This is a genomic window from uncultured Aquimarina sp. (genome assembly GCF_947492405.1).
In the GTDB taxonomy this organism is placed as follows: domain Bacteria; phylum Bacteroidota; class Bacteroidia; order Flavobacteriales; family Flavobacteriaceae; genus Aquimarina.
Genome location: NZ_CANLMP010000003.1, coordinates 108,469 through 133,651, shown reverse-complemented (window position 1 = coordinate 133,651; position 25,183 = coordinate 108,469). Strand labels below are relative to the sequence as shown.

Genomic DNA, 25,183 nt, shown 5'->3' with positions numbered 1-25,183 from the left:
AATTACTGACGAGCAAAAATATCAGTAATCAACTTATTAGTTACTGGGTTAATTCGTTCCAGGACAAAATTCCCATATGCATCAAAATATCCGATTCCACTTAGATCACCTGCTTGTATAATATAATTATTCTTCCTACTTGACTTAAACACTTTTCCAATAGAAGTAGATTTCGAATCTTTCTTTTGCATTAACTCAAAGCCGTACACTTCACTTTCAAAGAAAAATGTTTCTTCATTATATGTGAAAGAAACTGCTTTTGTTACTGGTATTTTTTTTGATGATATATCTTCATTTATTTTCTCTACCTTATCACTTTTACTTATCGGAGCTTCTTCTTGCACGGCTGGTTGAGCCGAAACCTTTGGCTGCTGAACTGAATTATTTTCATTCTCCAAAGAATTCTCCTGTTTGCCATTATACTTGTAATTTAAGTACTCTACATCTTTAAACGCATCTCTAAGAGCCTCATGATAGGATTTCTTAAAATCTTTTTCTCTACTGATCCCCTCTTTAGAACTAAAAATGATTTCACCATTACAATCAATCAAATCAACAATAAGTTTTGTCTTTAATAATCCTGGTTTCTTTTTAACGTTAGCTCTTAAACTCTTACATCCATTTCTTTTTAGATCATCAGGCAATTCATCTCCTCGCATGAAAGCAGTAAAGCCATATTTTTTAAATAAAAATTTTGTCAATGAGTTTAACTGATATCCATCATTTTCCTTTAAAAACACATACCCTTCTGGGACAATGATATATTTATAATCATTCACACTCTGCTGAGCAGAAAAGTTGATAGTAAAGAAAAATGCAAGCCCAAAAAATAAAATACGTGTTATATTCATTACATTATTACATTAAATCCTAATTGAACAGATGCTCCCCTGGCGTCTGCAAGATTAGAATATTCTAAAAGATTATTTGCCGAAATATAGAAATTAATTTTGTTAATATGGGTAGATAGTAGCAAACCAATGTTCTTATAGGAATAATCATCAACGGTGTATGTAACTTTTCCTTTCAGAAAATTAGATAATCTCTTATAATAAAATAATGATGCCGCGTACTGAGGCCTTTTAGGTCTAAACTGGGTAAACAACTGAAATCCAAAGGCATCTTGATACGGTGAATCTTGACAATCACAACCATCACCTACATACCTATTAAAAGAATACTTAATAGAACCGTTTAGTTTAAGAGGACGTAAGGCCGTATAACTGGTATTTAAAGTATCAATAGGTATTGCCTCTTCTAATTCGTCTAAAATATCCTGACCATTATCATCTGTAATTGGAGTCTCTAATCCTTCAAAAACAAAACTTCCTCTTGCTCTATAAGTTTCAACATCTTTTGTATAAAAAATCATACCTAAATCAGTCATACTACCCGTAATAGTCCATTGATCTTCTAATTTATAACTAAATCCAATATCCACACCAACACCTAAATTTCCTCCTAGAAATGCTCTACCCAAAAACTTATTAAGCACTTGTTTTGCCCCATCAGCATTATCTTCAGATTCAATATCCCGTAAAGAAGCATATCCAGCTGTTTGTAAACTAGCATCCGCATTACTAATGATATGTTGATATATGTTATTTCCCTGAGGAGTTTCTATAGTAGTAAAGGTTCCTCTGTTTTTTGTGCTTCTAAAATTAAAAATACTAGAATAGAGCTTTGCTCTGGCTCCAAATGTAAGCTTCTTATTTACTTTTTTATTATAGCCAAAATGGTAAACTGTCAAGAATTCTCCTGTAGCGCTAATATTCGAAAATCGAAACGGAACATTAATAAAATCCTGATTTCCCTGATAAGCTAATACCGCAAAATCTTTTGGAAAATAAACAATCAGATCAAGCTCCTGATATATCCCTCCAGAATAGTATAAATTAGTATCTTTTTTACTTCTCCAACCAAAATTAATGATCTCCAATTGCTGTGTTAGTGTAAAAAAATCATTACTCCCCAACGTGTTTATTGTATTTTCTATCTTATCATTTATATCTCTACCATCATCAGCAAAAACATCGTAAATCGAAGCTCCTTTAAACCCAACATTAACATGTATCTGAGACAGAAAAGGCACTCCAGCGTGATACTTGAAGTTTATATCTGCACCCGGATTAAGCATTAATGATTGGGGCAAATCTGTAAAATCGTATAAGGTTTCTTTATTCTGAGAATATAATGAGCATCCCAATAAACCTATATAAAGGCATAGTAGGATTCTCATAATTGATAATTTACATAGTAACTAGCCTTTGATCTTATCTGCAAAGCTCCCCTTAGATCAGAATTTAAAGTTGGAACAATAATCTCCGTTGCTATTTTTTGAGCAGAAGCTAATTGATTTAAGGTAGCATTATCTAAAACTATTGGATTATTAGGATCACCTGGCTGAGGAGAAACAACCGGTTCTGTTCCTTCTCCTAATCCTGCTCGTACTTCAATACTATATAGTTGTCCAATCGGCTGACCTGTTTGCGTTAAAAACTGAAACTGAAGCGTAAATGCTCTTTGTATCGTATTACGAACCTCCATGGTTAACTCTACCCTATCTAAATTATCTATGGCAAAATCCGTACCTACTAAATCGTAGTTTATAGTATCCCGTAAAACTTCTGGAGGAATTGTAAATTCAGTATTTGAAGGAGTCCCTTGAGGAATATAATCTTCTACATCAAATTCTGAATAAATAAAATCTGCTTCAAACACAGGAGTAAGAACAACTTCATCAAGTTGCTCAAAATCTAACTCCTTAACACAAGAAGTTGTTATCAAAATTGCGCCAATAAATAGCAGCAATGCATAGGTTTTTTTTGTTTTCATCTGGGGGGAGTTGTTTAGTAATAACGAAAATATACAAATATTTATTACTAAATGTAAGTTTTTATCTGATTTAATGATGAAACTTGTATAGCTTTTGCTGGTAATTGTTCTTGATGATAGTTAAAACATATTGTTCTGATTCCCATAGTTTCTGCACCTACAATGTCTGCTTCATAATTGTCTCCAATCATCAAACTCTTATCAATATCAGCACCGGAAACCTTTAGAGCATGTTCAAAAATAATCGGATTAGGTTTTTTAACACCAACCTCTTCACTATTGGTTATGGTCTTAAAATAATGGCTGATTTTAGCATTAGAAAGTTTTGTGTGCTGCACCTCTTTAAAACCATTAGTAATGATATGCAATTGATATTTTGGCATTAAATATTCTAACAATTCTTTTGCGCCATCAATCAAATAATTGTTAAGCGGTAAAAAATTAATATAATCATCAGATAAAGCATCTATAACCTCTAATGACAATTGTTTGCCTAAACCAGCAAATGACTCTATAAGGCGTCCTCTACGAAGTTCTGTTTTGGTTACTTGTTCCTCCCTATATAATTTCCAGTACCGTAAATTTATTGGCTGGTATATCAATAAAAATTCATCGATAGGAATCTTAATTTCGAATTTATCGAACATTAGTTGAAATGCCAAAGCCGAATTTTTATCAAAATCCCAAAGTGTATGATCCAAATCAAAAAATATGTGATCAAGTTTTTCTATTTTCATCTTTATTCCAAATAAATTCCAATATTGATTTCCAATAGGTTTGTTCATTGAGCTCACTAAACAAACCATTACTAAAAACCGGAATGAACAATCCGTTTACCTTTTTAATTTTTTCTATGTAAGCATTTAGCTCTTGCTTTACAGCGTATTCATTTTCGGCATTTTCAAAACTTTTGGGTGTACAACAAAAAGAATGTATCACTAGAGGTGTTTGCACCTCATAATCAAGATCGTAAAACATAAAAGGGGTACAAGTGCCTGCTCTAAAACCAGAGTATCCCGGATACCCCATAGAATAGTCTTCTTTGACTTCTAATTCAATAAAGTTTCTGTAAGCTTCAGGTAATTTTATTTTATAAAAAGCACATAATGAATATTGCAACTGTCTATTTACAATATTCTCAATTCTCATTTTCTCTTTTTTTAGTACTCCTAAATCAGAAATAGCTTCATAAGACACCTTAAGACCAATATCTATATAATCTGAAACATGTTTAATGATCCCTCTATGTTCAGGATTATTATGATTGATATTTTTCTCATAATTTGTATAATCACCCAGACCGAAAAACATAATGCACTTCCTGACGTTCTTTTTTTGTAAATCAATAATAAAATCAAAAGTATTGTAAGGATCTTTTTTCAATCCTAACATCACCTTGATTCTATCAGTTACTTCATTGATTTTTAATTGCCAAAGATCCCTTATTCCTCCACCTATTGATCTTAAAATTCCTTTTTGCCAATAAGCAAAGGTTTGGTTTACATATAAAATAGGAAGAACACTAAATTGCTTTTCTTTAAATCCTATATTCGGATATTTCTCTTTTAAAACATTTTTGAATCTATATGCCCATATATCGACAACCGGTTCTTCCAAAAACCCGTTCGCGTAAGCTATACTTTCTGTAGCAGTAAACCTCCCAAGTTCATCTTTTACATGCGGAAGATATTCCTCATATCTGGTTAAAAGATAAAATGTAGCTGCAAAAATATCGAATGGTAATACCGCATTGGCATGTTTTACCTGAAAAAAACACTGAGTATCTTCCCAAGGAAAAACTTGAACATCCACCTCATTAAATCCATGTTCAAACAGCAAATCAACACTCTGAAAATAAAGCTCTTTTCCCAACGGCTGTTTACCATATGACAGTTTAGGTCCATCATGTGCAATGAATGACTCTATTTTAGAGGTAAAATCTACCTCCAAGCCTAAAATTCGTTTACAGATATGCCGAAACGTATAAGATACTCTGGGAGTTATTTTTTGAACATAAACTAATAGCATACTTGTGATTATAGTATTACTTCATCTGCAAAGCTAAAATACTCCTTTTCTGTTATTATCAAGTGATCTAATAATTTTATATCCAAACTTACTCCAGCTTGCTTCAACTTTTGAGTTAATGTTTTATCTGATGCACTGGGAATTAACGATCCACTAGGATGATTATGAGCTAAGATTATAGAAGTTGCACCAAACTCTAAGGCATATCTGTATACAATTCTTGGGTCTACTAATGTCCCTGTCTTACCCCCAATACTGATCTGCTTTTTTCGCAATACTTTATTTGAGTTATTCAAATAAAGTACCCAAAACTCCTCATGATCTAAATCTCCTATAAAAGGATTGAGAATACTATACGCGTCTTTACTACTTGTGATTTTAGACATCACAGGATCGCCTTCTTCCTTCCTCCTTCTACCCAATTCCAGTCCTGCTACAATAGTAATTGCTTTTGCTTCTCCTATACCTTTAAAACTCATCAACTGCTTTACCGATAGTTTTCCTAATGAATTAATTTGATGATCTACACTAGCTAAAATCCTCTTACTTAATGCTACGGCGCTCTCATCGCGATTTCCCGAACCTATTAAAATAGCAATCAATTCAGAATCACTAAGTGCATTCTTCCCTTTAACCATTAATTTCTCTCTTGGACGATCATTTTCATTCCATTCCCTGATAGAAAATGAAGAATTATACTCACTCATAATTTTTTTTAACACAGTTTTATTCCCTAAACACTTTATGACATAAGTATAAACTATTTATCTCAAATACAAGATATTATTGTCCAAAATATACCAACAAATATTGTTTAGCATGTTTATATTTACACATTGACCAAACATATATTTGTTTGAAAATGAAAGTTTTACTATATTTGACCACCCATAATCTAAAAACATTGAATTTAACAACTTCAAATTAACCTATTTATGAAGAACATTTTTACTTTCGTATTATTATTCGCGACTATTAGTTTCTATGGACAAGACAAGAAACGTATTAGCTTTTTAAACCTAGTAGGAAATCACATACAAGTACCAAGAGGATGTCAAGCCCAATCAGAGTTCGAGTTACAAGCTTGTAATGGAACATCAATTAAGTGGGATTATTACAGTGATGATATGCTTAAAGATGTTTTTTACGCTACTATTAGTGCTTTTGCTGAAGGAAAAAGTAATGATGAGCAAAGCGAAGTTACTTTCACCTCATTTGGTAGTGAGTTAAAAGGATTTAAGTTTAAATTTGGAAGTACTTTTCAATACTTTTTGCAGGGAAAAATCAAAGATCAGTCCCTTATGATTAATTTAGGAACACCTGCAGACATTTCGGCTAATGGCGATTTGGAGGGTATTCTAAAACTTGTCTTTGAAAAAGTAGGTTAGAGCAAAATCCATTTGCTTTTTTAGTTTCGTTAGAAAGTTATTTAATAATAGCTTAGGGTTTCTATATCCAATTTTTAAAATAATTCCGTTATTTTTGGGTATTGGATATTAAACAATATTTAGATATGAAATCCCTCTTTGATAAAGCTGTAAAAAACGAAATAGAAGATCGTATTCATAAGTTGTCTAACAACAGTGCTCCAACATGGGGTAAGATGGATATTTCTCAGATGTTCTATCACTGTCAATTTCCGCTTAAAATCGCTTTGAAAAAAGAGCATCCACCAATGAAACCTAGTTTATTAGCTAAATTGTTCTTTAAAAAAGCAATGTACAATGACAAACCTTGGAAAAAAAGTCTACCAACACATCCAAAACTTAAAGTAGTAGATCCAAAGGTTTTTGAAGAAGAAAAACAGGCTTTATTAAAACTGGTAAACGAATTCTCAGAAAAAAGAACTGTTTCTGAGTGGGATCCACATCCTATGTTCGGAAAATTCACAAAAGATCAATGGGGTAAAATGCAATACAAGCATCTGGATCATCATTTACAACAGTTTAATATATAGTTTGTGTATCCACCAAAATATCACCAAGATTATGATGTAGAGAATATTAAAAGTGTAGCAGTTGCATATCCATTTGCTACCATAATTTCTGCACAAGGAACAAAACCTTTTATCACTCATGCTCCTCTTATATTTCATGAAGATAAACTTGTGGGGCATATTGATGCTAATAATCCGCACGTAAAATTATTAAAAGAAGACTACCCGATCACTACCGTTTTTCAAGGACCTCAAACTTATATTTCACCATCTATTTATACCACAAAACAATTACCCACCTGGAATTATATCATCGCACATGCAACGGGGATTGTAAAAGAAATTACAGATCCTGAATCTATAAAAAAATCTATGGTCACAATGACGGAGTTTCTAGAGACTCCTGATCAAAATTTTAAATTATCAATAGAAGACCCACGTATGGATCGTTTAGTTCCTTATATACATTGTTTTGAGATTAACGTACAGCAATGGGAAGGAAAATTTAAACTTAGTCAAGATAAAATACCCGCAGATATTGAAAATGCTAAACAAGAACTAATTAAAAACAATCAGAAGGACATTGCTAATTTTGTGAATGAATTGTTTGAGAAGCATTTTTAAATCTAAATCATTTCTTTCACCTCATCAAAATCTAATCCTCCATAATTACCACTACTCATAAGTAACAAGGCAGAATCGGTAAAATCCTTTTGTTTTAAATACGATTTAAATTCATCTGGATTGGTATAAATGATAAGATCATCTCTCTTAAAAGCTTGTTCTATCTGATCTACAGAAACCTCTTCTAACTGTTTAATTTTCACAGCATGTGGTGAGTAAAACACTACAGCCTCATCAGCAGCATTTAGTGCCCCCTCATATTCCTTTAAAAACTCCGCATTAAGGCTACTATATGTATGTAACTCAAGACAAGCAACTACTTGTCTATCTTTATATTGCTCCTTAACCGCATTGGTTGTTGCACTTACTTTTGACGGACTATGTGCAAAATCCTTATAAGCAACAGCATTAGAACTCTCTGCAATTTTCTCCAACCTTTTAGAAGCTCCAGTAAAAGATGCAATAGCCTCATAAAACTCATCTTCATCAATTCCCATATGCTGGCAAATCCATTTAGCACCAGCCAAATTACTTAAATTATGCGCTCCAAAAACCTCAATAGGCATCTCCCCTTCTGGAGTATGCAATAAAGTTTCTCCATTATCTACTCTATATTCTGGTGTAGTATATGGTATTTTACGGATCTGATTTTCTGAGTTTTCAACCACTTTAACTACTTCAGGATCTTCTGCATTATAGTTTATACTTCCTCCACGAACAATACTGTCCACAAAAACCTGAAACTGTTCTACATAATTATCAAATGTTGGAAATACATTAATATGATCCCAGGCGATACCACTTATCAATGCAATATTGGGTTGATATAGGTGAAATTTAGGTCTTCTGTCTATAGGAGAAGAAAGATATTCATCACCTTCTAGAACCATAAAATCATTATCTTCTGTTAGGTGTACCATAGTATCAAAACCTTCCAATTGAGCACCCACCATATAATCCACTTCCTTTTCGTGATAATGCAATACATGTAAGATCATAGAAGTTATGGTAGTTTTACCATGAGAACCACCAATTACTACTCGCGTTTTATTCTTAGATTGTTCATACAAAAATTCTGGATACGAGTATATTTTCAACCCTAATTCCTGTGCTTTATTTAATTCTGGATTATCCTCCTTGGCATGCATTCCAAGAATAATAGCATCAATATCTTCTGTAATCTTTTTGGGATCCCAACCAAATACTTCGGGTAATAATCCATATCGATCTAATCTTGATTTTGAAGGTTCGAAAATCACATCATCACTTCCGGTTACCTGATCTCCCTTTTGATGCAACGCCATAGCAAGATTGTGCATAGCACTACCTCCTATAGCAATAAAATGTACACGCATAATTATATTCTTGATTAGAAAGAGTAAAGATAAAATTAATTGTGAAGTAAGAATTATGATTTACGATAAAACAAAAGCTTATTAATTTTCGAAATTTATTTTTTTCAATCAACCAATCTTGTAAAGCCATCTCTCACTAATATCGTCTTGTCCAACCAAGAATTCTCACACTCAAAAACTAACCTATTTCACTAAACAAAATAAGGTTTTCCCTAATTTATCGTTGCAATTATGTAGCTTTATATAGTTATTTACTTTATTCAAGTTTTTTATTCAATAAATATTGGTATAGGACTTGTATTATTGTTTTAACAAACACAAAAAATCAAACAGATGAAAAAATATATCATTCTTGTTTTCATACTCTTTATTACAAACCTAAATTATATGATGGCTCAAGACAACTATCAAAACGATTGGAAAAAAGTAAAAGATTTTGACCAACAAGGGCTTCCTAAATCTTCTTTAGAAGTTGTAGAAATGATTCACACAAATGCTAAAAAAGCTAATAATACGAATCAAATTACTAAAGCATTACTCTACAAGGCTAAATATAATTTGGTACTAGAAGAAAATGCACAATTAAATATCATCAAGGAATTTAAAAGTGAAATCGAGAATAGCGAATTTCCTAGAAGAAATATTTTAGAAAGCATTTTAGCTAATCTATATTGGCAATATTTTCAGGAACATCGATGGCAATTCTATAACAGGACTAAAACTTCTGAAAAAGTAGATGCCGAAGATTTTAGGACTTGGGATTTAGAAACTTTATTTGAAGAAATCCATCTCTATTATCAGAAATCATTGGACAATGGTCTACTAGCTCAACAAACAGATCTTGCAGAATTCAATGATATCCTTTCTCTATCAAATGATTCAAAAATCTATAGACCTACGCTTTTTGATTTTTTATCACACAATGGGCTAGCGTTTTATAAAACTTCAGAAACCAATATTACTAAACCGGCATATGCATTTGAGATAAATTCTCCTGATTATTTAAAGAGTTACGAGGAATTTTCTAGACTGAATATCACAACTAAAGATTCATTATCATTACAATTTCACGCATTAAAAATATATCAAAACCTCATTAACTTTCATAAAAGAGATAAGCAACCTGATGCCTTAATTGAAGTAAATATAGAACGTCTAAAGTTTATCCATGACAATGCTGTATTCAATGACAAACAAGATCTATTACTAGCTGCTTTTATTTCAGAAAAAGAAAAGCATCAAAATAATGCTTCTTCTACCCTTTATGATTATGAAATTGCTGCGCTTTATCAAACACAAGCTGCAACATATATCCCAACCGAAAATGAGACACATCGATGGACGCTCCAGAAAGCCCTGAAGGTTTGTGAAAAGGCAATTGCGAAGTATCCAAAATCCAGAGGAGCTAACAATTGTGCCTATTTAAAAGATCAAATTCTTCAGAAACAGTTAAATTCTATAAAACTGGAAAACTATATCCCAATTAACAAACCATCAAAAATTCTGGTAAATTATAGAAATCTAGAGTTATTATATTTTAAAGTTTTAAAAGTAAAACAAAGTCAATTAAAATCATTTCAGGAAATTTATAAGGATAAGGAGAAAATTGCTTTTTTGAATAAACTATCTGTAGTCAATTCTTGGAGTTCCACAATTCGTGACGAAAAAGATTATCAAAACCATACTACTGAAATAGCAGTTCCCGAATTAGAACAAGGAAGTTATATTATCGTTGGTTCAACCAAAAAAGACCTAAGTGAAGAACATACTTTTTCTTTTGGAAATCTTCAGGTCACCAACATCACCCTAGTCGAAAATAAAACAGCAAGCGAAACAAAATTTCAGATAATTGATAGAAATAATGGTGATCCGATTCCTAAAGCCATTATAAAATTGGTTTCTAAAAACGGAAGAAATAGTTTAAATCAAACCTTGACTACTGACGAAAAAGGAGAAGCTTCTTTTTCTAAAGAAGGTTATTATTATAATGTTTTAGCAACAGTAAGTAAAGAAACTGACAAAGCTTATTTTAGTGGATTATATCTTAATCAGTATACCGGTAGCAATCGACCTGATATCAGTATCAGACAAACGTCTTTTCTCTTTACAGACCGAAGTATATATAGACCAGGACAAACGGTCTATTTTAAAGGAATCATGATGGAATCTGTAGGAAAAGAAGATCCCAAAGTAGTAGCTAACAGTCCAACATATGCAAAACTGATTGATGTAAACGGACAGGAAGTGAAGTTATTGAATTTTACTACCAATGAATACGGTTCCTTTACGGGTGAATTTATTTTACCATCCTCAGGCTTAACTGGTAACTATAGCATCCAAACAAATAATTATAACAGTATTTCATTCTCTGTAGAAGAGTATAAACGTCCTAAATTCGAAACAAAATTTAACCCGGTTACTGAAACATATAAAATTAATGACAGTATAAAAGTAACAGGAACCGCCACCGCTTATGCAGGAAGTAATATTACTGATGCTAAAGTAGTATATCGCGTATATAGACAAGTGCAATATCCACGCTGGTGTTATTGGTTTCCAAGAAACAGAACTGAAGAACAAGAAATCACACACGGAGAAACCAAGACTAATGATACTGGTGAATATAATATCACATTCGCTGCGCTACCAGATAAAAGCGTTTCAAAAGATAATCAACCGATTTTTACCTATAAAGTAACTGCAGATGTAACAGATATTAATGGAGAAACAAGAAGCACTACTACCTATGTTAATGTTGGATATCATGCCTTAACCGCGTCCATAAATATCATTCCCAAAATTGATAAAAATAAAAAGGATAATACGTTAAGCATCATTACCCAAAATTTAAACAATGAATTCATAGCAAATAGTGGAACTATAAAAATACATAAGTTACAGGCTCCAGATTGTCCATTGCGTACTCGCCCATGGAAAGCACCGGATTATAACAGCTTTACAAAGGAAGAATTTAAGAAGTTATTCCCTCATGATGCATATAGCAATGAAGATGATTTCAGAAGCTGGGAAAAGGGAAATATTGTTTTTAACAAGAACTACAATACCACTGCTTCTAACGGCACTGAAAAAGGCACACAAGAGCTATCACTAGAGAACATTAAAAAGTGGGAAACAGGTAGTTATATTGTAGAGCTCGATACTAAAGACAAATTCGGGCAAAAAGTGAAAGACATCAAATATATTACTGTATTTGATCAATCTGACAATACGATTTCGGATAACAAATTGTTTGAAATTACAACAAACAAGAGTACGTATAGTATAGGAGATGAAGTGATACTAAAACTAAGTTCTGGTTCAGAAGATATCACAATAACAGTTGATATAGAAAAGAATCAAAAGGTTATCGAAACTAAACTTATTAAGCTATCGAACAATAGTAAAACTATAAAAATTCCTGTAAACAAGGAAGACTTAGGTGGGTTTGCGGTTACTTATAGTTTTGCAAATTATAATGCATATCAAAGCGGTACATTGCCTATTGCAGTTCCTTATGAACCTACAGAACTTACCATAGAAACAAAAACATTTAGAGATAAACTACAGCCAGGACAAAAAGAAACATGGAGTTTTACGGTCAAAGGTCCAAAAGGAGACAAAGTAACTGCAGAATTGTTAGCAAGTATGTATGATGTTTCTTTAGATCAGTTTAGACCACATCAATGGTATTTCAATCCGATCAATAGACCTATTTATTATTCATATTCGCAGCGAAAAGCTGCCAGAAGTTTTACGCAAGGAAATTTCAATATTCATAACGGGTATACCCGCAATACTGGCTTCTATTATCAAGGATATGATCAATTAAACTGGTTTGGATTGTATTTCGGACAAAGCTATCGTTACAATAGTTTTGGATCTCAAAAGAGAATGAGAATGAGCAAATCAGCTCCTGCTCCAATGGCTTCTATGGAAATGGTTGCAGAGGATGCAGAAATGGAAGAAGTTGCTATAGCTGGAAGCGCTATGAAAGAAGAAAATAAAGCAGATTCATTAGATCGTGCCGAAAATAAGAGTAATACAAAAGATAAAAAGGAAGAACCATCACTAGAAGGTGTCAAAATACGCAAGAACCTGCAGGAAACGGCTTTTTTCTTTCCGAAGTTGACCACTGATGCAGAAGGTAATGTAAGCTTCAATTTCACAGCTCCAGAAGCTTTGACTAAATGGAAATTACAACTACTTGCTCACACCAAGGAATTGAATGCTGGCACACAAGTATTAGAAACAGTTACCCAGAAAGAATTAATGATCTTACCAAATCCTCCAAGATTTTTAAGAGAAGGAGATAAGATTACGCTTAGCTCCAAGGTTTCTAATATTTCTACCAAAGACCTTATAGGTATTATAGAACTGCAACTGATTGATGCCTTAACAGGAAAGTCTATTGATTCGGATTTACAGAACACGAATATTCGTCAAGATTTTTCTGTAAAAGCCGCAGGAAACACCAATGTATCTTGGGAACTGCAGATTCCAGACAATGTACAAACGGTTCAATATAAAATTATAGCTAAAGCGGGAGATTTCTCTGATGGCGAGCAGAATGTATTACCTGTATTATCTAACAGAATGATGGTGACAGAGACCTTACCGATGTGGATACGTTCTAATCAAACTAAAACATTTACGCTAGATAAGTTAAAGGATAATAGCTCTACGACACTAAAAAACCACAAGCTTACATTAGAAATGACTTCTAATCCTGCGTGGTATGCTGTACAAGCACTACCCTACTTAATGGAATATCCGTATGAATGTGCAGAACAAACATTCTCTAGGTATTATGCCAATTCGTTGGCCAGTCATATCGCCAATTCTAATCCAAGAATCCAGGAAGTATTTAATCAATGGAAAAACACCGATGCTCTTTTAAGTAATCTGGAAAAAAATCAGGAATTAAAGTCTTTGATTATTCAAGAAACTCCTTGGTTACGAGATGCGCAGAGCGAAACCGAACAAAAGAAACGAATCGCACTGCTTTTTGATCTTAATAAGATGAATAACGAATTGCAGAGTGCATTAAATAAATTACAGCAAGTACAGTTTAATTCAGGAGCATTTCCCTGGTTTAAGGGAGGACGAGAGAATCGTTATATCACACAACATATCGCGGCTGGTTTTGGACACTTAAAAAAACTAGAAGTTACTAAATTCGAAAGCAAGACTCAGCATATGGTTCAAAAAGCGGTGCGCTATCTGGATCAGGAATTTGTAAAAGAATATAAAGAACTTAAGAAATATTGTGAACGAAATAAAATTGACATCAATAAAGACCATCTTAGTTATACACAGACTCACTATTTGTATATGCGTAGTTTCTTTTCTGATATCAAAAGAGCTAAAAATACTAACGAGGCTTGGGAGTATTATATGGGACAGTCCAAAAAGTATTGGCTAAACAGAAGCTTATACTCACAAGGGATGCTCGCTCTAATATTACATAGAAATAATGATACTACTACAGCTACCAAAATCATTAGATCATTAGATGAAAAAAGTATCACTAGTGAAGAACTAGGCATGTATTGGAAATCGAATACTGCAAGTTGGTACTGGTATCAAGCACCGATAGAAACCCAGGCGTTGATGATTGAAGTTTTTACAGAAATTGAACAAGAACCTAAAAAAACAGAGATTGTAGATAATCTTAAGGTTTGGTTGTTAAAAAATAAACAGACCAATCGTTGGAAAACCACAAAAGCTACTACAGAAGCTGTATATGCCTTACTATTACAAGGCAGTGATTGGTTATCTGTAACCGACATGGTGGAGATTGTATTGGGTGATAAAAAAATTGATCCAAACCAGATGGGTGATGTAAAAGTAGAAGCCGGAACAGGATATTTTAAAACTTCCTGGAACGGTAATGAAATAAAAGAAGATATGGCTACAGCCAAAATCACCAAAAAAGGAAAAGGGATTGCCTGGGGCGCATTGTATTGGCAATATTTCGAAAACTTGGATAAGATAACATCTGCAGAAACTCCATTAAAGCTAAAGAAAAAATTATTCCTAAAAAAGAATACAGATACTGGTGAGGAGATTACTGAAATAACTAATAAAACAAAATTACAATTAGGGGATTTGGTTAGAGTTCGCATAGAATTAAGATCAGATCGAACAATGGAATTTGTGCATATGAAGGATATGCGAGCATCTGGATTAGAACCTATCAATGTGATCTCTCAATATAAGTATCAAGATGGTTTAGGATATTATGAAAGTACTAAAGATGCTTCTACTAATTTCTTCTTTGATTATTTACCAAAAGGAGTATATGTTTTTGAATACGACTTACGTGTCAACAACAAAGGAGATTTCTCTAACGGCATCACTACGATTCAAAGCATGTATGCTCCAGAATTTAGCAGCCATTCTGAAGGAGTTAGAGTAAAGGTGGAATAACAAACAGTATTCAATGCCTGTCGGTTAACCAATATAAACAGGCAGATGTTGAGCATAAGAGTGGATTAGTAGTTTTGTTAAGAATTTTATAGTTCTTTCATAATATAAAATAAAAATTAGTCGTAGAATTAAACGTTTAATTCTACGGTTAAAAATAAAGATATAATAGATCTATGGTTACCTTTTATAACTATACAAACATGCTGTAGGTAATGCATATTCAATAATATTTTGACAATGGAGATAGAAGATTTGACTGAAGATGAAATTAAAATAATTGATAAAATATTTCATCATAAATATGAGAATCAAGGTACTAAATATCAAGATTCCTGGTACCTAAAAGAATATAATATTGATGAAGTTAACTTTGAATATTTATATAACTTTTTATGTGAATATGGCAGTAAACTTCAACTAATTAAAGTTAAAGAATATAAAACAGGTATTAAGACTATCGTAAACTTTGAAAAAGTGGCGTGCGAAAAGTTTATATCTAAGGGAGCCTTCAAAGAACACTTCAAATCACTAAAAAAAGAAATTCAAGCTGAGCAAGAACATAAACAAAATACTCGAGAATTAACTAAAAAGGATAATAAACTTAAAAATCCATCCTTCTGGATTCCTACTTTAATCGCGATTATTTCTTTTATTCTTGCAATAATCCCTTATTTTAAAGATGATGAAAAACATAACGATCAACTTGAATTAATCACAAAAGAACAAGTATTAATTATATCTGATAGTATTTCAAACTTATCTACCAAGAGATTAGATAGTATTTTAGATAAAACTACAAATGAATTGAATTTCTTAAAGGACTCTTTAAAAAAATCATCTAGGAATTTAAAAGGTAAAAAATAATGGAATATCAAGAATGTAATTTGAATATAAGATATGACTTACCTAAAGAGATTTGGGATAAGATACCCTTGATCTATGAAAAAATGAATGGCTGGATTGGATTTGGAAAAGATGGAAATGGAGAAAACGGAATCCCATATTGGTTTAGCTATAACGAAGAAGAAAAATCTATTTTAGCCTCTGTTGAACCTAGTGGGCTTCAATTTTCGGCTAATATGGAATTAAATGAGTGGACGGAATGGAAAACTGAATTCAAAAAAATCGCAACGGAAATTCTTGGATTTAAAGTTGGTGAAATAGAAGAAGGTGAAGTCGATCACTAAATTGAATGAATAAAAAAATAGAACTACCTACAACACTATATATATGATCATAGCAGTTAGGTGATCAATCGAATGGTTGTCGTATATTTATGATGGCGCAATGCTTGCAGAAAGGAAAAGTTAGCAATCAATTCGCAGAAAAACCGAAAAGCAAGGTAACATTTTGCCCTGCTACTACGCATATATTAAACGTTAGCCACAATTCTCTACTCTTAAAGATTTCCGCTATGAATCGCAATCTATTTTACTTTTTTACATTAATTCTAATTTTGTCTTGTAAAGAAAGAACTAACCTGAATGACACTCAACAAATTGTTATTGTTGATGATGAATTTAAATCAGAAAAAGCAAGTGCCTTAAATGAAAAAGGAGTAGATTATGGAAAAAAAGGCTACAGCAAAAAAGCTAATGAATTGCTATTAGAAGCACTTAAAATTGAGCCTGATAATCCTACAATATTAAATAACTTAGGATTAGTTAATGGTCACTTGAAAAATCCCAAGAAATCTATTTCTTATTTTCAACAATCTCTATCAGTATCAGATTCAACTTATTTATCTGCTGGCACAAATTTAAGCTTGGAATATTATAATATTGGAGAATATCAAAAGGGTATTGAAATAGCTAATTTCGTGCTAAAAAATACTAAAAACAAATATCAAGAAGTTGGTGCCAGAATACATAAATCATTTTGTTTAGCTGGTAAAGGTGAGTGCGGAAAAACAAAAGCTGAATTGAAAATAATTAAAACCTATGCTGAAGAATTTGACAATTTGGAATATCAAATAGAAATAATTGAAAATAAATTAAACAACTGTGTACAACAAGGTGTATAGCTCATTGCGGCTGAATTCCTTAAACGGAATTCATTGCAATTTTGCTACCTTAGTGATTCATCGGAATCTTTCCTTCGGAAAATTCCGCAACAAGCCATACACAGAACGTTAGCCACAATTTGAGAAATGCACACTAAAAATTCAAAAATTACAATTCATATGGTTTCAAGTCTTGATGGTTTTATAGCCAAAAAAGATGGAAGCATTTCGTGGATGCACTCAAAAGATAATTACGAAAAAGGAGTTGAACTGACCAAGGAATATATTTCGGAATTCCTTAAATCGATTGACTGTTACGTTATGGGTTCTCGGACTTATGAACATGCTGTTGAATTGGGTTGGCCTTATGGAGAAATTCCTGTTTTTGTCCTGACCGAAAGAGAACTTGAATCTGACAAAAAAAGTGTACAGTTCATTTCAGGTGACTTAAGCAAAATAGTAAATGACAAACTAAAAAACCAATTCAGAAACATCTGGATGGTTGGTGGGACTATGCTCACAAAAGAATTTCTACGTTTTGGATTAGCGGATGAAATAAATATAACAATAATCCCGACACTTTTGGGCAATGGAACGCTCTTCTTTGACTACATTGGAAAGGAAATTCCGTTGCATTTAAAAAATGTAACAGCCTTTAAGGACGGAATGGTGGAAATGGTTTACGAAATAAATAAAGAATAAAAAACTGTACCCAACAAAGGTGTATAGTTCATTTGCTCCCTTCGGGAGACAAACGTAACATACAAGGAACATTGCAGGTAATTAGAGCAAGATAAATCTCATTGAAATTGAAGAACAAAATACAAAGTGAATATAAAGTAGGCGATTTGATTTATGACGCGAATGTTTACGACGGGATGAATACTGACCTAACCGATTTGGAGTTTTACCTGAAGTGGTTACCAAAAAACAAAGATGCTCGCATACTTGAACTTTGTTGCGGAACTGGCAGACTTACAATTCCAATTGCAAAGGAAGGATATAACATTAGCGGAGTTGATATCACATCTTCAATGCTGAAACAAGCAAAAGCAAAAGCCTTAGAAACTGGTTTAGAAATTGATTTTATTCAAGCGGATATTAGAACTTTAGATTTACCTGAAAAATATGATTTGATTTTTATTCCGTTCAACTCAATTCATCATTTATATAAAAACGAAGATATATTCCGAGCTTTTAATGTTGTAAAGAATCATCTTAAAGAAAATGGATTGTTTTTATTGGATTGCTATAATCCAAGTATTCAATACATCGTAGATGGAGAAAAAGAACAAAAAGAAATTGCTGAATATGTAACCAAAGATGGAAGAAAAGTTTCAATAAAGCAGAAAATGCGCTATGAAAACAAAAGCCAAATTAATCGTATTGAATGGCATTACTATATAAATGACAAGTTTGATTCAATTCAAAAGTTAGATATGAGATTGTATTTTCCTCAAGAATTAGACTCATATTTGGAACGGAATGGTTTTACAATTATTCATAAGTTCGGTGATTTTAAAGAAGAGGAATTCAATAATAGTTCGGAAAAACAAATATTTGTCTGTAAGAAATAAAGTAACTCCCAACAACACCGTTTATAGCTCATTGATAATAAATTCTTTAATCGGAATTCATTGCAATTTGCTATCTTTCGGTTACGGCGGAAAATCATAGCCGATCTCCCAGTGACGAGCTATATACAAAACCTTTAGCAACATTGTGAAAATAATGAAATTCAATAAGGAATTAGATGAAATAGTAAAGAATAGCAGAAAAATAGCTATTGAATCTGGATGGAATTATATTTCTTCATATCACTTTCTACTAGCAATGCTGAAATCGGAGAATTTACCTCATAGCATTTTCAAAAATAAAGAATGGAAATTTAAACATCTTTCGGGCTCTATTATTAAAGAGAAAAATGATGAAGTAGCAGAAAAATATTATTTGACCAAAGAATTGGAAACTACTCTTAAAAATGCTAAATATTATTCTTGGACATATGGAGAATCAGAAGTTAAACCTGAACATATAATTTTTGCTATGTTACCTGATAAAAATAGTGATGCCGGCAAATATTTAATTTCAGTTGGAATGGATTACTCTGAATTTAAATTCGAATGTGAAAAAATCAAAAAACTGAAGGCGAAAAAAATATTTGAGTATTTTGGAAAAAAATCACTGACTGTGAAAATTGGAATCCCAAAATTGATTAATAGCTTTATAAAGAACGTTGCCTAAAATCATATATAAAATCAGAGCAAAGTTTAGTGCTAGCACGAAAGGTCATTTCCTTTTTGCAATGGCGCTAGATTTTTATAAATTAACAAGAAATAAAAATGCGCAGGCAGATAGATCAATTGGTATAGGCTTCCTTGCCTTGCTCCGATTCATATATTTGGCGTTCGCGAGCATTTAAACCCTTTGATATGAAAAAACAAATTTTGATAGTCTTATTAATCGGATTTGCACTAGGATGTAATTCGAACAAAGAAGAAGTGAAAATAGATAAAGGTATAGAATCAGAAAGAATAATTCGTACGATTGATAACTGGAATGAAGGATGGGATAAAAAAGATGTTGAACTAGCGATTTCGGACTACTCTGAAGATACAGATTGGACCAATGCCTTTGGCGATAGAATGAAATCGAAGTCCGAGTTAAGAGAATTACTTAAAGAAATTTTTGCAATGGACTTCGTTATGGAGGGCACTGACAATTATCAAAATGACGATGTACAATTTCTAACCGATGACATTGCTTTATTGCGCTCAACAAATATAAGAACAGGCCAGAAATGGAGTGATGGTACTCTTATGAATGATCGATACATTCACCACTTACGAGTTTATCAAAAAATAAATAATGAATGGAAAATAACTGACCATATGATTAGTCAATCACAGGAAAAAAAATAAAAACGACTCACCAAAAATGGCTATAATTCATTATAGCAAAAGACTAAATCAATGTTTAATTTATAAATCATAGCCGAGACCGTTGTAGGATATTTAAAAACAATCAGAACTGAAATAAAAAACTTGGCCTGATTTTAATTTTATGGATATTATTCTTTTGTTATAAAAATTTAGTTGAACCAACTTATAAAATCAATTCTTAGTTCTAACTACAAATGAAAATCTTCAAGGACTTTATATTAAGTTTGTATTTGCTAAATTAGTTGCTGTAACACGCAACAAATTTAACAAAAACATAGTATTGACAAGAGTCAAAATAAACCTAAATCAATGAGTAAATATAAGGGGATATTGGATCATATAGCCAGATATGTTGAATTATCAGACAGTGAAATAGAAGAGTTTACTTCTATATTGAAAACCACTAGGGTAAAGAAAAGACAATTTATTGTCCAACCAGGGTTTGTATCTGAATATCGAAACTATATTGTAGAAGGTGCCGTTAGAGTTTTTTATTTAGATGACTTAGGAAAAGAACATACTGTAATTATTGCAATCGAAGATTGGTTTTTCACAGATTTTTACAGTTATATACATAGAACTCCTGCGGAATATTATGCTGAAGCTCTTGAAGACTCTCTTATCTTACAAATGAAATATGAGGATGTTGAAGAACTTTGTAATAGAATACATCCATTATGCCAATATTTTAGATTATTTACGGAAAGGTCCATGGCCTATTCTTACAAAAGAACCATTTCTAATATTAGTAAAACCTCTGAAGAGCGATATTGGGAATACGTTAATAAATATCCCCAAATTGCTAACAGAGTACCTCAGTATGTTTTAGCTTCATATTTAGGGATTTCACCAGAGTCATTAAGTAGAATTCGTTCACGCTCATAAATAAAATTGATTTATATCAATTTTATTCCTTGATAAAAGTCAAGCATTTTTCTTACCAAACGTCATATTAATTTTTTAACATACGACGCAACTTTGTCATGTCAATAATTGACAGATTTGGTTTAAGTTTTATGAGACCATAAATTCTGTAAAACTAAACCCCAATCTTTTTTTAAAATAAGACAAAGTAAAGAACAAGTTAAAAGATTTATTATGAAAGCAGTAGTATATAAGGAACGAGCAAAAATTGAGGTCGTAGATATACCAAAACCACAATTATTAAAAGATGATGATGTTATTGTACGCATTACACTTGCAGGTGTTTGCGGTGCAGATTTAGAGTTTACCCAAAACGGACCTGAAATGGGTTTATATGAAGGTATGCGAATAGGTCATGAATTTGTGGGCATAGTAGACCAAGTTGGAAAAGGTATACATTCTTTAAAGGTTGGAGATCGCGTAATAGCTTCAGCCATGTTTGTAGACGGAGATTGTTACTATTGTAAACGAGATTTACCTTCTGCATGTGACCATGGAGGTTTATTCGGGACTCCCCTATTTGCTCAACACGGAGGTGATGATATTCAGGGAGGTCAAGCCGAATTTATTCGCGTTCCCTATGGTAATTCTTCACTATTCAAACTTCCAGAAGGGTTAACCGGAGATGAGCACGACACAAAAGTTCTTCCATTAGGAGATAATTTTGCTACCGGTTATCACGGTGCGCTAAATGCGAATATCAAAACAGGAGAAACTGTAGTGGTTATCGGAGATGGTGCAGTTGGTCTTAGTGCAGTAATGGCTGCTACATTATTTGGTCCTTCTACAATTATTCTTGTAGGACGTCATGATAGTCGACTAGAACTAGCAAAAACCATTGGGGCAACACATGTCGTAAATTCTAAAAATATAGATCCTGTTGAATTTGTGAAATCATTTACAGACGGAAGAGGAGCAAATTCTGTGATCGATTCTGTGGGGAATAAAACAGCCATTGCACAAGGTATGGAAATGACTCAGGCTGGAGCATCGATAAGTGTTCTAGGATTTGGGCATCTTTATGAACCCGTTGAGCAACCTTATTCATCGGCTTTGTTTAGAAATATTACAATTCATACCGGTGTAGTAAATGTAGCCGCATATATGGAAAAATTACTTCCTATAGTAGAAAGAGGTGTTATCGATCCTAGTAAAATTTTTACTGATATTTTACCACTATCGGAGGCAGAAAAAGGATATGATTTGATGCGTGATCGTACTTCAGGAACGCTTAAAGTAGCATTACGCCCTTAACATTTCCAATCGGAAATTTAAAATAAATAATTTATCATGAAAAAAATATTTTTCGGATTCATCTTAATCACAGTTTTTATGACACAAGTACAAGCTCAAGATAACGATCTACAATTGATTGAAAAAACGATCAATTATTACCTCGATGGAATGACTACGCACAATTCAACGTCTTTTGAAAAAGCATTCCATCCAAATGCCACCATGAAATGGATAGAGAAAAAATATGAGGATGTGAATGCTATTGAAGCGCTAAGCGAATATGTAAACGCAAATGATCCCGTAAAAACGAAAACCAGTATTATGGCTATAAGTATAGCAGGAGATGCAGCCAATGCTCAGTTAGAACTGGAGTATGATACCTTTTCTTATATTGATTTTATGCATCTGCTAAAAATTGATGGGAAGTGGAAAATTGTTAGTAAGACGTATTCTACAAGAACGAAGAGTACTAAGTAATAGAAAAATAAGAATAGACCCAGGTGTAATTTTTACAAATATAATTATGAATACGTATTTACTTCCAGTTTTTGCCATTGTTATTGGTGTTATTATTGCTTTTGTAACTAAAAACCAAAAATCAATAGGCACTAAACTCTTATTATCATTTAGTGGCGCATTTCTATTAGCATTAACACTTTTTGATTTATTACCCGAAGTGTATCATGATTTAGGTGCCAAACAAACCGGACTTTTTATAATGTGCGGTATCTTATTGCAAATTATTTTAGAATTTTTATCTAAAGGTATAGAGCATGGCCATGCACAAACACATAAAGAAGATAAAAAATTTCCCTGGGTACTATTTATAAGTCTTTGTATTCATAGTTTTTTAGAAGGATTTCCCATTCACCATCACAATGATATGGTATACGGTGTATTAATTCATAAAATTCCAATAGCAACACTAATAACTACCTTTTTATTACAATCCAGTTATAATAAAGTACAAATTATTAGTTTCTTGGTCATATTTATGACAATGACGCCTTTAGGTACCTATATATCTAATAATATGGTCTTGGCAACAGAATATATAGATTTTGTTAATGCTATAGTGATCGGTATTTTTTTACATATTGCTACAACTATTTTGTTTGAAACTGGTGAAGATCATAAGTTTAATTTATCCAAGTTGGTAGTGATATGTTTCGGTGTTTTCATTGCTAATTTGATCTAAAAATTATCAAAATAAGATTTATAGTTTTGTAATTAGTATTGAAAATCAATTCCAAGGAAATGGATGCTAAATCTACATTGTGGAAATCAAGCTATAATAGACCAACTGATGAGACAGAATCGAAGTTTACTTTTAAAGAAATTGGAGGAGAGCGTTATCCAAATAAGCCCGTATTCATCTTAAAAAGTGAGAACACTTTCTTCCTTGCTGAACAATTTTCATATGCTATGAAGCATTTCAATAAGGCAAAAATAGTTGGATAAGTTTCTGCTGGAGCGGCTCACGCAATTGATTTCATAGAAGTTAATGATAATTATCTTATTCCGCTTCCAACTATAAGATGTTTTAACCCTATAACTAAGACTGACTGGGAAGGAGTTGGTGTAAAACCACATATTAAAGCGAAAAGTGATGAAACGTTAAAAGTAGCTCAGCTCAAGGAATTGGACATACTAATTAACAAAGCTAAAAAAGCAAAATATGAATCGCTAATAAAAAGATATACTAAAGTTAAGGCAGAAATAAAAAAACGTTAACCTCCAGTATAAAAAAACGAATGCACAACAATGTATATAAAAAATAGGCGAAAAAATACTATGTTCAAGCGTTCGGGTTCGTATCAAACTTTGTGTTTAACCGAAAGTTTTGTGCTCCAAAATCTCCTACTTTTCATATATTAGATGTTAGCTGCAATTCTGAAAAAAAAATCTATTGAACGAAATTGTCACATATAATTCCATTTCTGAATACTTTGAGCATTTTGGGATAAACATATCTCAAGAAATAGATTTTACAGTTCATTCTCTGGAAATTTTACAAAACGAAATTTTACAAAAGTCACCGCTCTTCAGAACCAATTACTTTGCATTTTTACTCATTGAAGAAGGTGCTGGTTATTATACCATCGATGACAACTGGTTTCCTATCAGAGAGAATTCCTTTTATTTCACAAATCCGGGACACTTAAAGTCGTTCGCAATAGACAAAAAGTGGCAAGGGTACATTACAACATTTACATTGGATTTTCTAAAACCTTATGTTTCCAAACCGGTGGCAGAAGAGTTTTTATTTTTGCTAAAGGAAAGTATACCTGTAATGTACCTTCCTAAAGACTTCTTTAAAGAGTTAAAAAACATTTTTGAAATTTTACTTTTAGATTACAAGAGAACGAACGCTCTCAAAAAAGAAATTTTAGCGAGTCAATTAATAACAATTCTTTATAAAACCAAATCACTGCTTAGAACCCATAAGGCAAGAGTAGAACTTAAAAATCGACCAGCAGAAATCGTTCAAGAGTTTACCAGTTTGCTTAATACTCATTTTCTAGATATCCTCAACAAAAAGGAAATCCATATCTGGAACGTTCAGGAATTTGCAGATAGACTTCATATTCATCCCAATTACTTTAGCAGTATCATCAAAAACGAAACCGGCAAGACTGTTAAACAATGGATAAATACTAAAATTATTACTGAAGCTAAAGCAAATCTACTCAAGTCCAATGCATCTATAACAGAAATAGCATATAGTTTAGGGTTCTCTGATATTAATAGTTTTAGCCGTTTTTTTAAGAACGAAACAGGCGTTTCCCCCTCGCAATTCAGAAATACTTAGAAATTGCACAATCATCCTTAGATACCGCCCAAAAATTGGGCAAGCTTCCATTTTACATTT

At 32.4% G+C, this 25,183-nt stretch carries 24 protein-coding genes; 17 read left to right on the top strand and 7 right to left on the bottom strand.

The features are described 5' to 3' along the window. Nucleotides 1–2: 2 nt before the first annotated feature. Genes Q0829_RS12220 through radC form a run of 6 tightly spaced genes read right to left on the bottom strand, consistent with a single transcriptional unit; the run spans nt 3 to nt 5,570 of the window. Nucleotides 3–851 carry a hypothetical protein gene (locus tag Q0829_RS12220; RefSeq protein WP_298543131.1) on the bottom strand — a complete coding sequence of 283 codons (849 nt, stop codon included), beginning with the start codon at nt 849–851 and terminating at the stop codon, nt 3–5. After that, nucleotides 851–2,239, bottom strand: a complete 1,389-nt coding sequence (locus Q0829_RS12215) for a DUF5723 family protein (RefSeq protein ID WP_298543129.1) — start codon at nt 2,237–2,239, stop codon at nt 851–853. Before Q0829_RS12215 ends, Q0829_RS12220 begins: the two co-directional genes overlap by 1 nt. After that, a complete protein-coding gene (locus Q0829_RS12210; RefSeq protein WP_298543126.1) occupies nt 2,236–2,835 on the bottom strand; it encodes a hypothetical protein in 600 nt (199 codons plus the stop codon). Before Q0829_RS12210 ends, Q0829_RS12215 begins: the two co-directional genes overlap by 4 nt. Nucleotides 2,836–2,882: 47 nt before the next feature. Continuing rightward, nucleotides 2,883–3,572 (bottom strand): YjjG family noncanonical pyrimidine nucleotidase, encoded by a 690-nt coding sequence (locus Q0829_RS12205; protein WP_298543125.1) that lies wholly within the window; start codon nt 3,570–3,572, stop codon nt 2,883–2,885. Beyond that, entirely contained in the window at nt 3,553–4,863 is a 1,311-nt protein-coding gene (locus Q0829_RS12200) for a polysaccharide deacetylase family protein (RefSeq protein WP_298543123.1), read from the bottom strand. The genes Q0829_RS12205 and Q0829_RS12200 overlap by 20 nt, the downstream gene beginning before the upstream one ends. A gap of 8 nt (nt 4,864–4,871) precedes the next feature. Then, on the bottom strand, nt 4,872–5,570 hold the full coding sequence (gene radC, locus Q0829_RS12195; RefSeq protein WP_298543121.1) for a DNA repair protein RadC: 699 nt from the start codon (nt 5,568–5,570) through the stop codon (nt 4,872–4,874). A 228-nt stretch (nt 5,571–5,798) separates the two neighbouring features. Between radC and Q0829_RS12190 the strand changes: the two genes are divergently transcribed. The 3 genes from Q0829_RS12190 to Q0829_RS12180 all read left to right on the top strand — a co-directional run bounded on the left by Q0829_RS12190 (nt 5,799) and on the right by Q0829_RS12180 (nt 7,423). After that, complete coding sequence (locus Q0829_RS12190; RefSeq protein WP_298543118.1) at nt 5,799–6,251, top strand: hypothetical protein; 453 nt, start codon at nt 5,799–5,801, stop codon at nt 6,249–6,251. A gap of 125 nt (nt 6,252–6,376) precedes the next feature. Further along, the gene (locus Q0829_RS12185; RefSeq protein WP_298543113.1) at nt 6,377–6,820 is read left to right on the top strand and encodes a DUF1569 domain-containing protein; all 444 of its coding nucleotides are present in this window, start codon (nt 6,377–6,379) and stop codon (nt 6,818–6,820) included. A gap of 3 nt (nt 6,821–6,823) precedes the next feature. Next, nucleotides 6,824–7,423 carry an FMN-binding negative transcriptional regulator gene (locus tag Q0829_RS12180; RefSeq protein WP_298543112.1) on the top strand — a complete coding sequence of 200 codons (600 nt, stop codon included), beginning with the start codon at nt 6,824–6,826 and terminating at the stop codon, nt 7,421–7,423. Between the two features lie 2 nt (nt 7,424–7,425). Here the strand turns inward: Q0829_RS12180 and Q0829_RS12175 are convergent, their stop codons facing one another. Then, complete coding sequence (locus Q0829_RS12175; protein WP_298543110.1) at nt 7,426–8,778, bottom strand: Mur ligase family protein; 1,353 nt, start codon at nt 8,776–8,778, stop codon at nt 7,426–7,428. Between the two features lie 333 nt (nt 8,779–9,111). On the opposite strand from Q0829_RS12175, the gene Q0829_RS12170 reads away from it, so the two are divergent. The 14 genes from Q0829_RS12170 to Q0829_RS12105 all read left to right on the top strand — a co-directional run bounded on the left by Q0829_RS12170 (nt 9,112) and on the right by Q0829_RS12105 (nt 25,123). Then, nucleotides 9,112–15,207 (top strand): MG2 domain-containing protein, encoded by a 6,096-nt coding sequence (locus tag Q0829_RS12170; protein ID WP_298543108.1) that lies wholly within the window; start codon nt 9,112–9,114, stop codon nt 15,205–15,207. Between the two features lie 237 nt (nt 15,208–15,444). Further along, the gene (locus tag Q0829_RS12165; RefSeq protein WP_298543106.1) at nt 15,445–16,071 is read left to right on the top strand and encodes a hypothetical protein; all 627 of its coding nucleotides are present in this window, start codon (nt 15,445–15,447) and stop codon (nt 16,069–16,071) included. Further along, on the top strand, nt 16,071–16,394 hold the full coding sequence (locus Q0829_RS12160) for a hypothetical protein (RefSeq protein ID WP_298543104.1): 324 nt from the start codon (nt 16,071–16,073) through the stop codon (nt 16,392–16,394). The genes Q0829_RS12165 and Q0829_RS12160 overlap by 1 nt, the downstream gene beginning before the upstream one ends. Nucleotides 16,395–16,483: 89 nt before the next feature. Next, nucleotides 16,484–17,230: a hypothetical protein gene (locus tag Q0829_RS12155; protein WP_298543102.1), complete on the top strand. Its 747-nt coding sequence runs from the start codon at nt 16,484–16,486 to the stop codon at nt 17,228–17,230. Nucleotides 17,231–17,389: 159 nt separating this feature from the next. After that, nucleotides 17,390–17,911, top strand: a complete 522-nt coding sequence (locus Q0829_RS12150) for a dihydrofolate reductase family protein (protein WP_366893162.1) — start codon at nt 17,390–17,392, stop codon at nt 17,909–17,911. Between the two features lie 107 nt (nt 17,912–18,018). Continuing rightward, nucleotides 18,019–18,786, top strand: a complete 768-nt coding sequence (locus Q0829_RS12145) for a class I SAM-dependent methyltransferase (protein WP_298543098.1) — start codon at nt 18,019–18,021, stop codon at nt 18,784–18,786. A gap of 154 nt (nt 18,787–18,940) precedes the next feature. Next, nucleotides 18,941–19,453: a Clp protease N-terminal domain-containing protein gene (locus Q0829_RS12140; protein ID WP_298543095.1), complete on the top strand. Its 513-nt coding sequence runs from the start codon at nt 18,941–18,943 to the stop codon at nt 19,451–19,453. 188 nt (nt 19,454–19,641) lie between these two features. After that, nucleotides 19,642–20,130 (top strand): SgcJ/EcaC family oxidoreductase, encoded by a 489-nt coding sequence (locus tag Q0829_RS12135; protein ID WP_298543093.1) that lies wholly within the window; start codon nt 19,642–19,644, stop codon nt 20,128–20,130. Between the two features lie 330 nt (nt 20,131–20,460). After that, nucleotides 20,461–21,036 carry a Crp/Fnr family transcriptional regulator gene (locus Q0829_RS12130; RefSeq protein ID WP_298543090.1) on the top strand — a complete coding sequence of 192 codons (576 nt, stop codon included), beginning with the start codon at nt 20,461–20,463 and terminating at the stop codon, nt 21,034–21,036. 213 nt (nt 21,037–21,249) lie between these two features. Further along, on the top strand, nt 21,250–22,329 hold the full coding sequence (locus Q0829_RS12125) for an alcohol dehydrogenase catalytic domain-containing protein (protein ID WP_298543087.1): 1,080 nt from the start codon (nt 21,250–21,252) through the stop codon (nt 22,327–22,329). 36 nt (nt 22,330–22,365) lie between these two features. After that, a complete protein-coding gene (locus Q0829_RS12120) occupies nt 22,366–22,788 on the top strand; it encodes a nuclear transport factor 2 family protein (RefSeq protein WP_298543084.1) in 423 nt (140 codons plus the stop codon). A 46-nt stretch (nt 22,789–22,834) separates the two neighbouring features. Continuing rightward, nucleotides 22,835–23,509: a ZIP family metal transporter gene (locus Q0829_RS12115; protein ID WP_298543081.1), complete on the top strand. Its 675-nt coding sequence runs from the start codon at nt 22,835–22,837 to the stop codon at nt 23,507–23,509. Nucleotides 23,510–23,568: 59 nt separating this feature from the next. Continuing rightward, on the top strand, nt 23,569–23,772 hold the full coding sequence (locus Q0829_RS12110; protein ID WP_298543079.1) for a hypothetical protein: 204 nt from the start codon (nt 23,569–23,571) through the stop codon (nt 23,770–23,772). 448 nt (nt 23,773–24,220) lie between these two features. After that, the gene (locus Q0829_RS12105) at nt 24,221–25,123 is read left to right on the top strand and encodes an AraC family transcriptional regulator (RefSeq protein WP_298543077.1); all 903 of its coding nucleotides are present in this window, start codon (nt 24,221–24,223) and stop codon (nt 25,121–25,123) included. Nucleotides 25,124–25,183 lie beyond the last annotated feature (60 nt).

Coding starts and splice junctions, on each gene's coding strand:
- Q0829_RS12125 (WP_298543087.1), top strand. CDS start 21,250: ATGAAAGCAGTAGTATATAAGGAACGAGCAAAAATTGAGGTCGTAGAT.
- Q0829_RS12220 (WP_298543131.1), bottom strand. CDS start 851: ATGAATATAACACGTATTTTATTTTTTGGGCTTGCATTTTTCTTTACT.
- Q0829_RS12210 (WP_298543126.1), bottom strand. CDS start 2,835: ATGAAAACAAAAAAAACCTATGCATTGCTGCTATTTATTGGCGCAATT.
- Q0829_RS12215 (WP_298543129.1), bottom strand. CDS start 2,239: ATGAGAATCCTACTATGCCTTTATATAGGTTTATTGGGATGCTCATTA.
- Q0829_RS12110 (WP_298543079.1), top strand. CDS start 23,569: ATGGATGCTAAATCTACATTGTGGAAATCAAGCTATAATAGACCAACT.
- Q0829_RS12155 (WP_298543102.1), top strand. CDS start 16,484: ATGATGGCGCAATGCTTGCAGAAAGGAAAAGTTAGCAATCAATTCGCA.
- Q0829_RS12185 (WP_298543113.1), top strand. CDS start 6,377: ATGAAATCCCTCTTTGATAAAGCTGTAAAAAACGAAATAGAAGATCGT.
- Q0829_RS12190 (WP_298543118.1), top strand. CDS start 5,799: ATGAAGAACATTTTTACTTTCGTATTATTATTCGCGACTATTAGTTTC.
- Q0829_RS12130 (WP_298543090.1), top strand. CDS start 20,461: ATGAGTAAATATAAGGGGATATTGGATCATATAGCCAGATATGTTGAA.
- Q0829_RS12165 (WP_298543106.1), top strand. CDS start 15,445: ATGGAGATAGAAGATTTGACTGAAGATGAAATTAAAATAATTGATAAA.
- Q0829_RS12205 (WP_298543125.1), bottom strand. CDS start 3,572: ATGAAAATAGAAAAACTTGATCACATATTTTTTGATTTGGATCATACA.
- Q0829_RS12170 (WP_298543108.1), top strand. CDS start 9,112: ATGAAAAAATATATCATTCTTGTTTTCATACTCTTTATTACAAACCTA.
- Q0829_RS12175 (WP_298543110.1), bottom strand. CDS start 8,778: ATGCGTGTACATTTTATTGCTATAGGAGGTAGTGCTATGCACAATCTT.
- radC (WP_298543121.1), bottom strand. CDS start 5,570: ATGAGTGAGTATAATTCTTCATTTTCTATCAGGGAATGGAATGAAAAT.
- Q0829_RS12135 (WP_298543093.1), top strand. CDS start 19,642: ATGAAAAAACAAATTTTGATAGTCTTATTAATCGGATTTGCACTAGGA.
- Q0829_RS12120 (WP_298543084.1), top strand. CDS start 22,366: ATGAAAAAAATATTTTTCGGATTCATCTTAATCACAGTTTTTATGACA.
- Q0829_RS12140 (WP_298543095.1), top strand. CDS start 18,941: ATGAAATTCAATAAGGAATTAGATGAAATAGTAAAGAATAGCAGAAAA.
- Q0829_RS12115 (WP_298543081.1), top strand. CDS start 22,835: ATGAATACGTATTTACTTCCAGTTTTTGCCATTGTTATTGGTGTTATT.
- Q0829_RS12200 (WP_298543123.1), bottom strand. CDS start 4,863: ATGCTATTAGTTTATGTTCAAAAAATAACTCCCAGAGTATCTTATACG.
- Q0829_RS12160 (WP_298543104.1), top strand. CDS start 16,071: ATGGAATATCAAGAATGTAATTTGAATATAAGATATGACTTACCTAAA.
- Q0829_RS12150 (WP_366893162.1), top strand. CDS start 17,390: ATGGTTTCAAGTCTTGATGGTTTTATAGCCAAAAAAGATGGAAGCATT.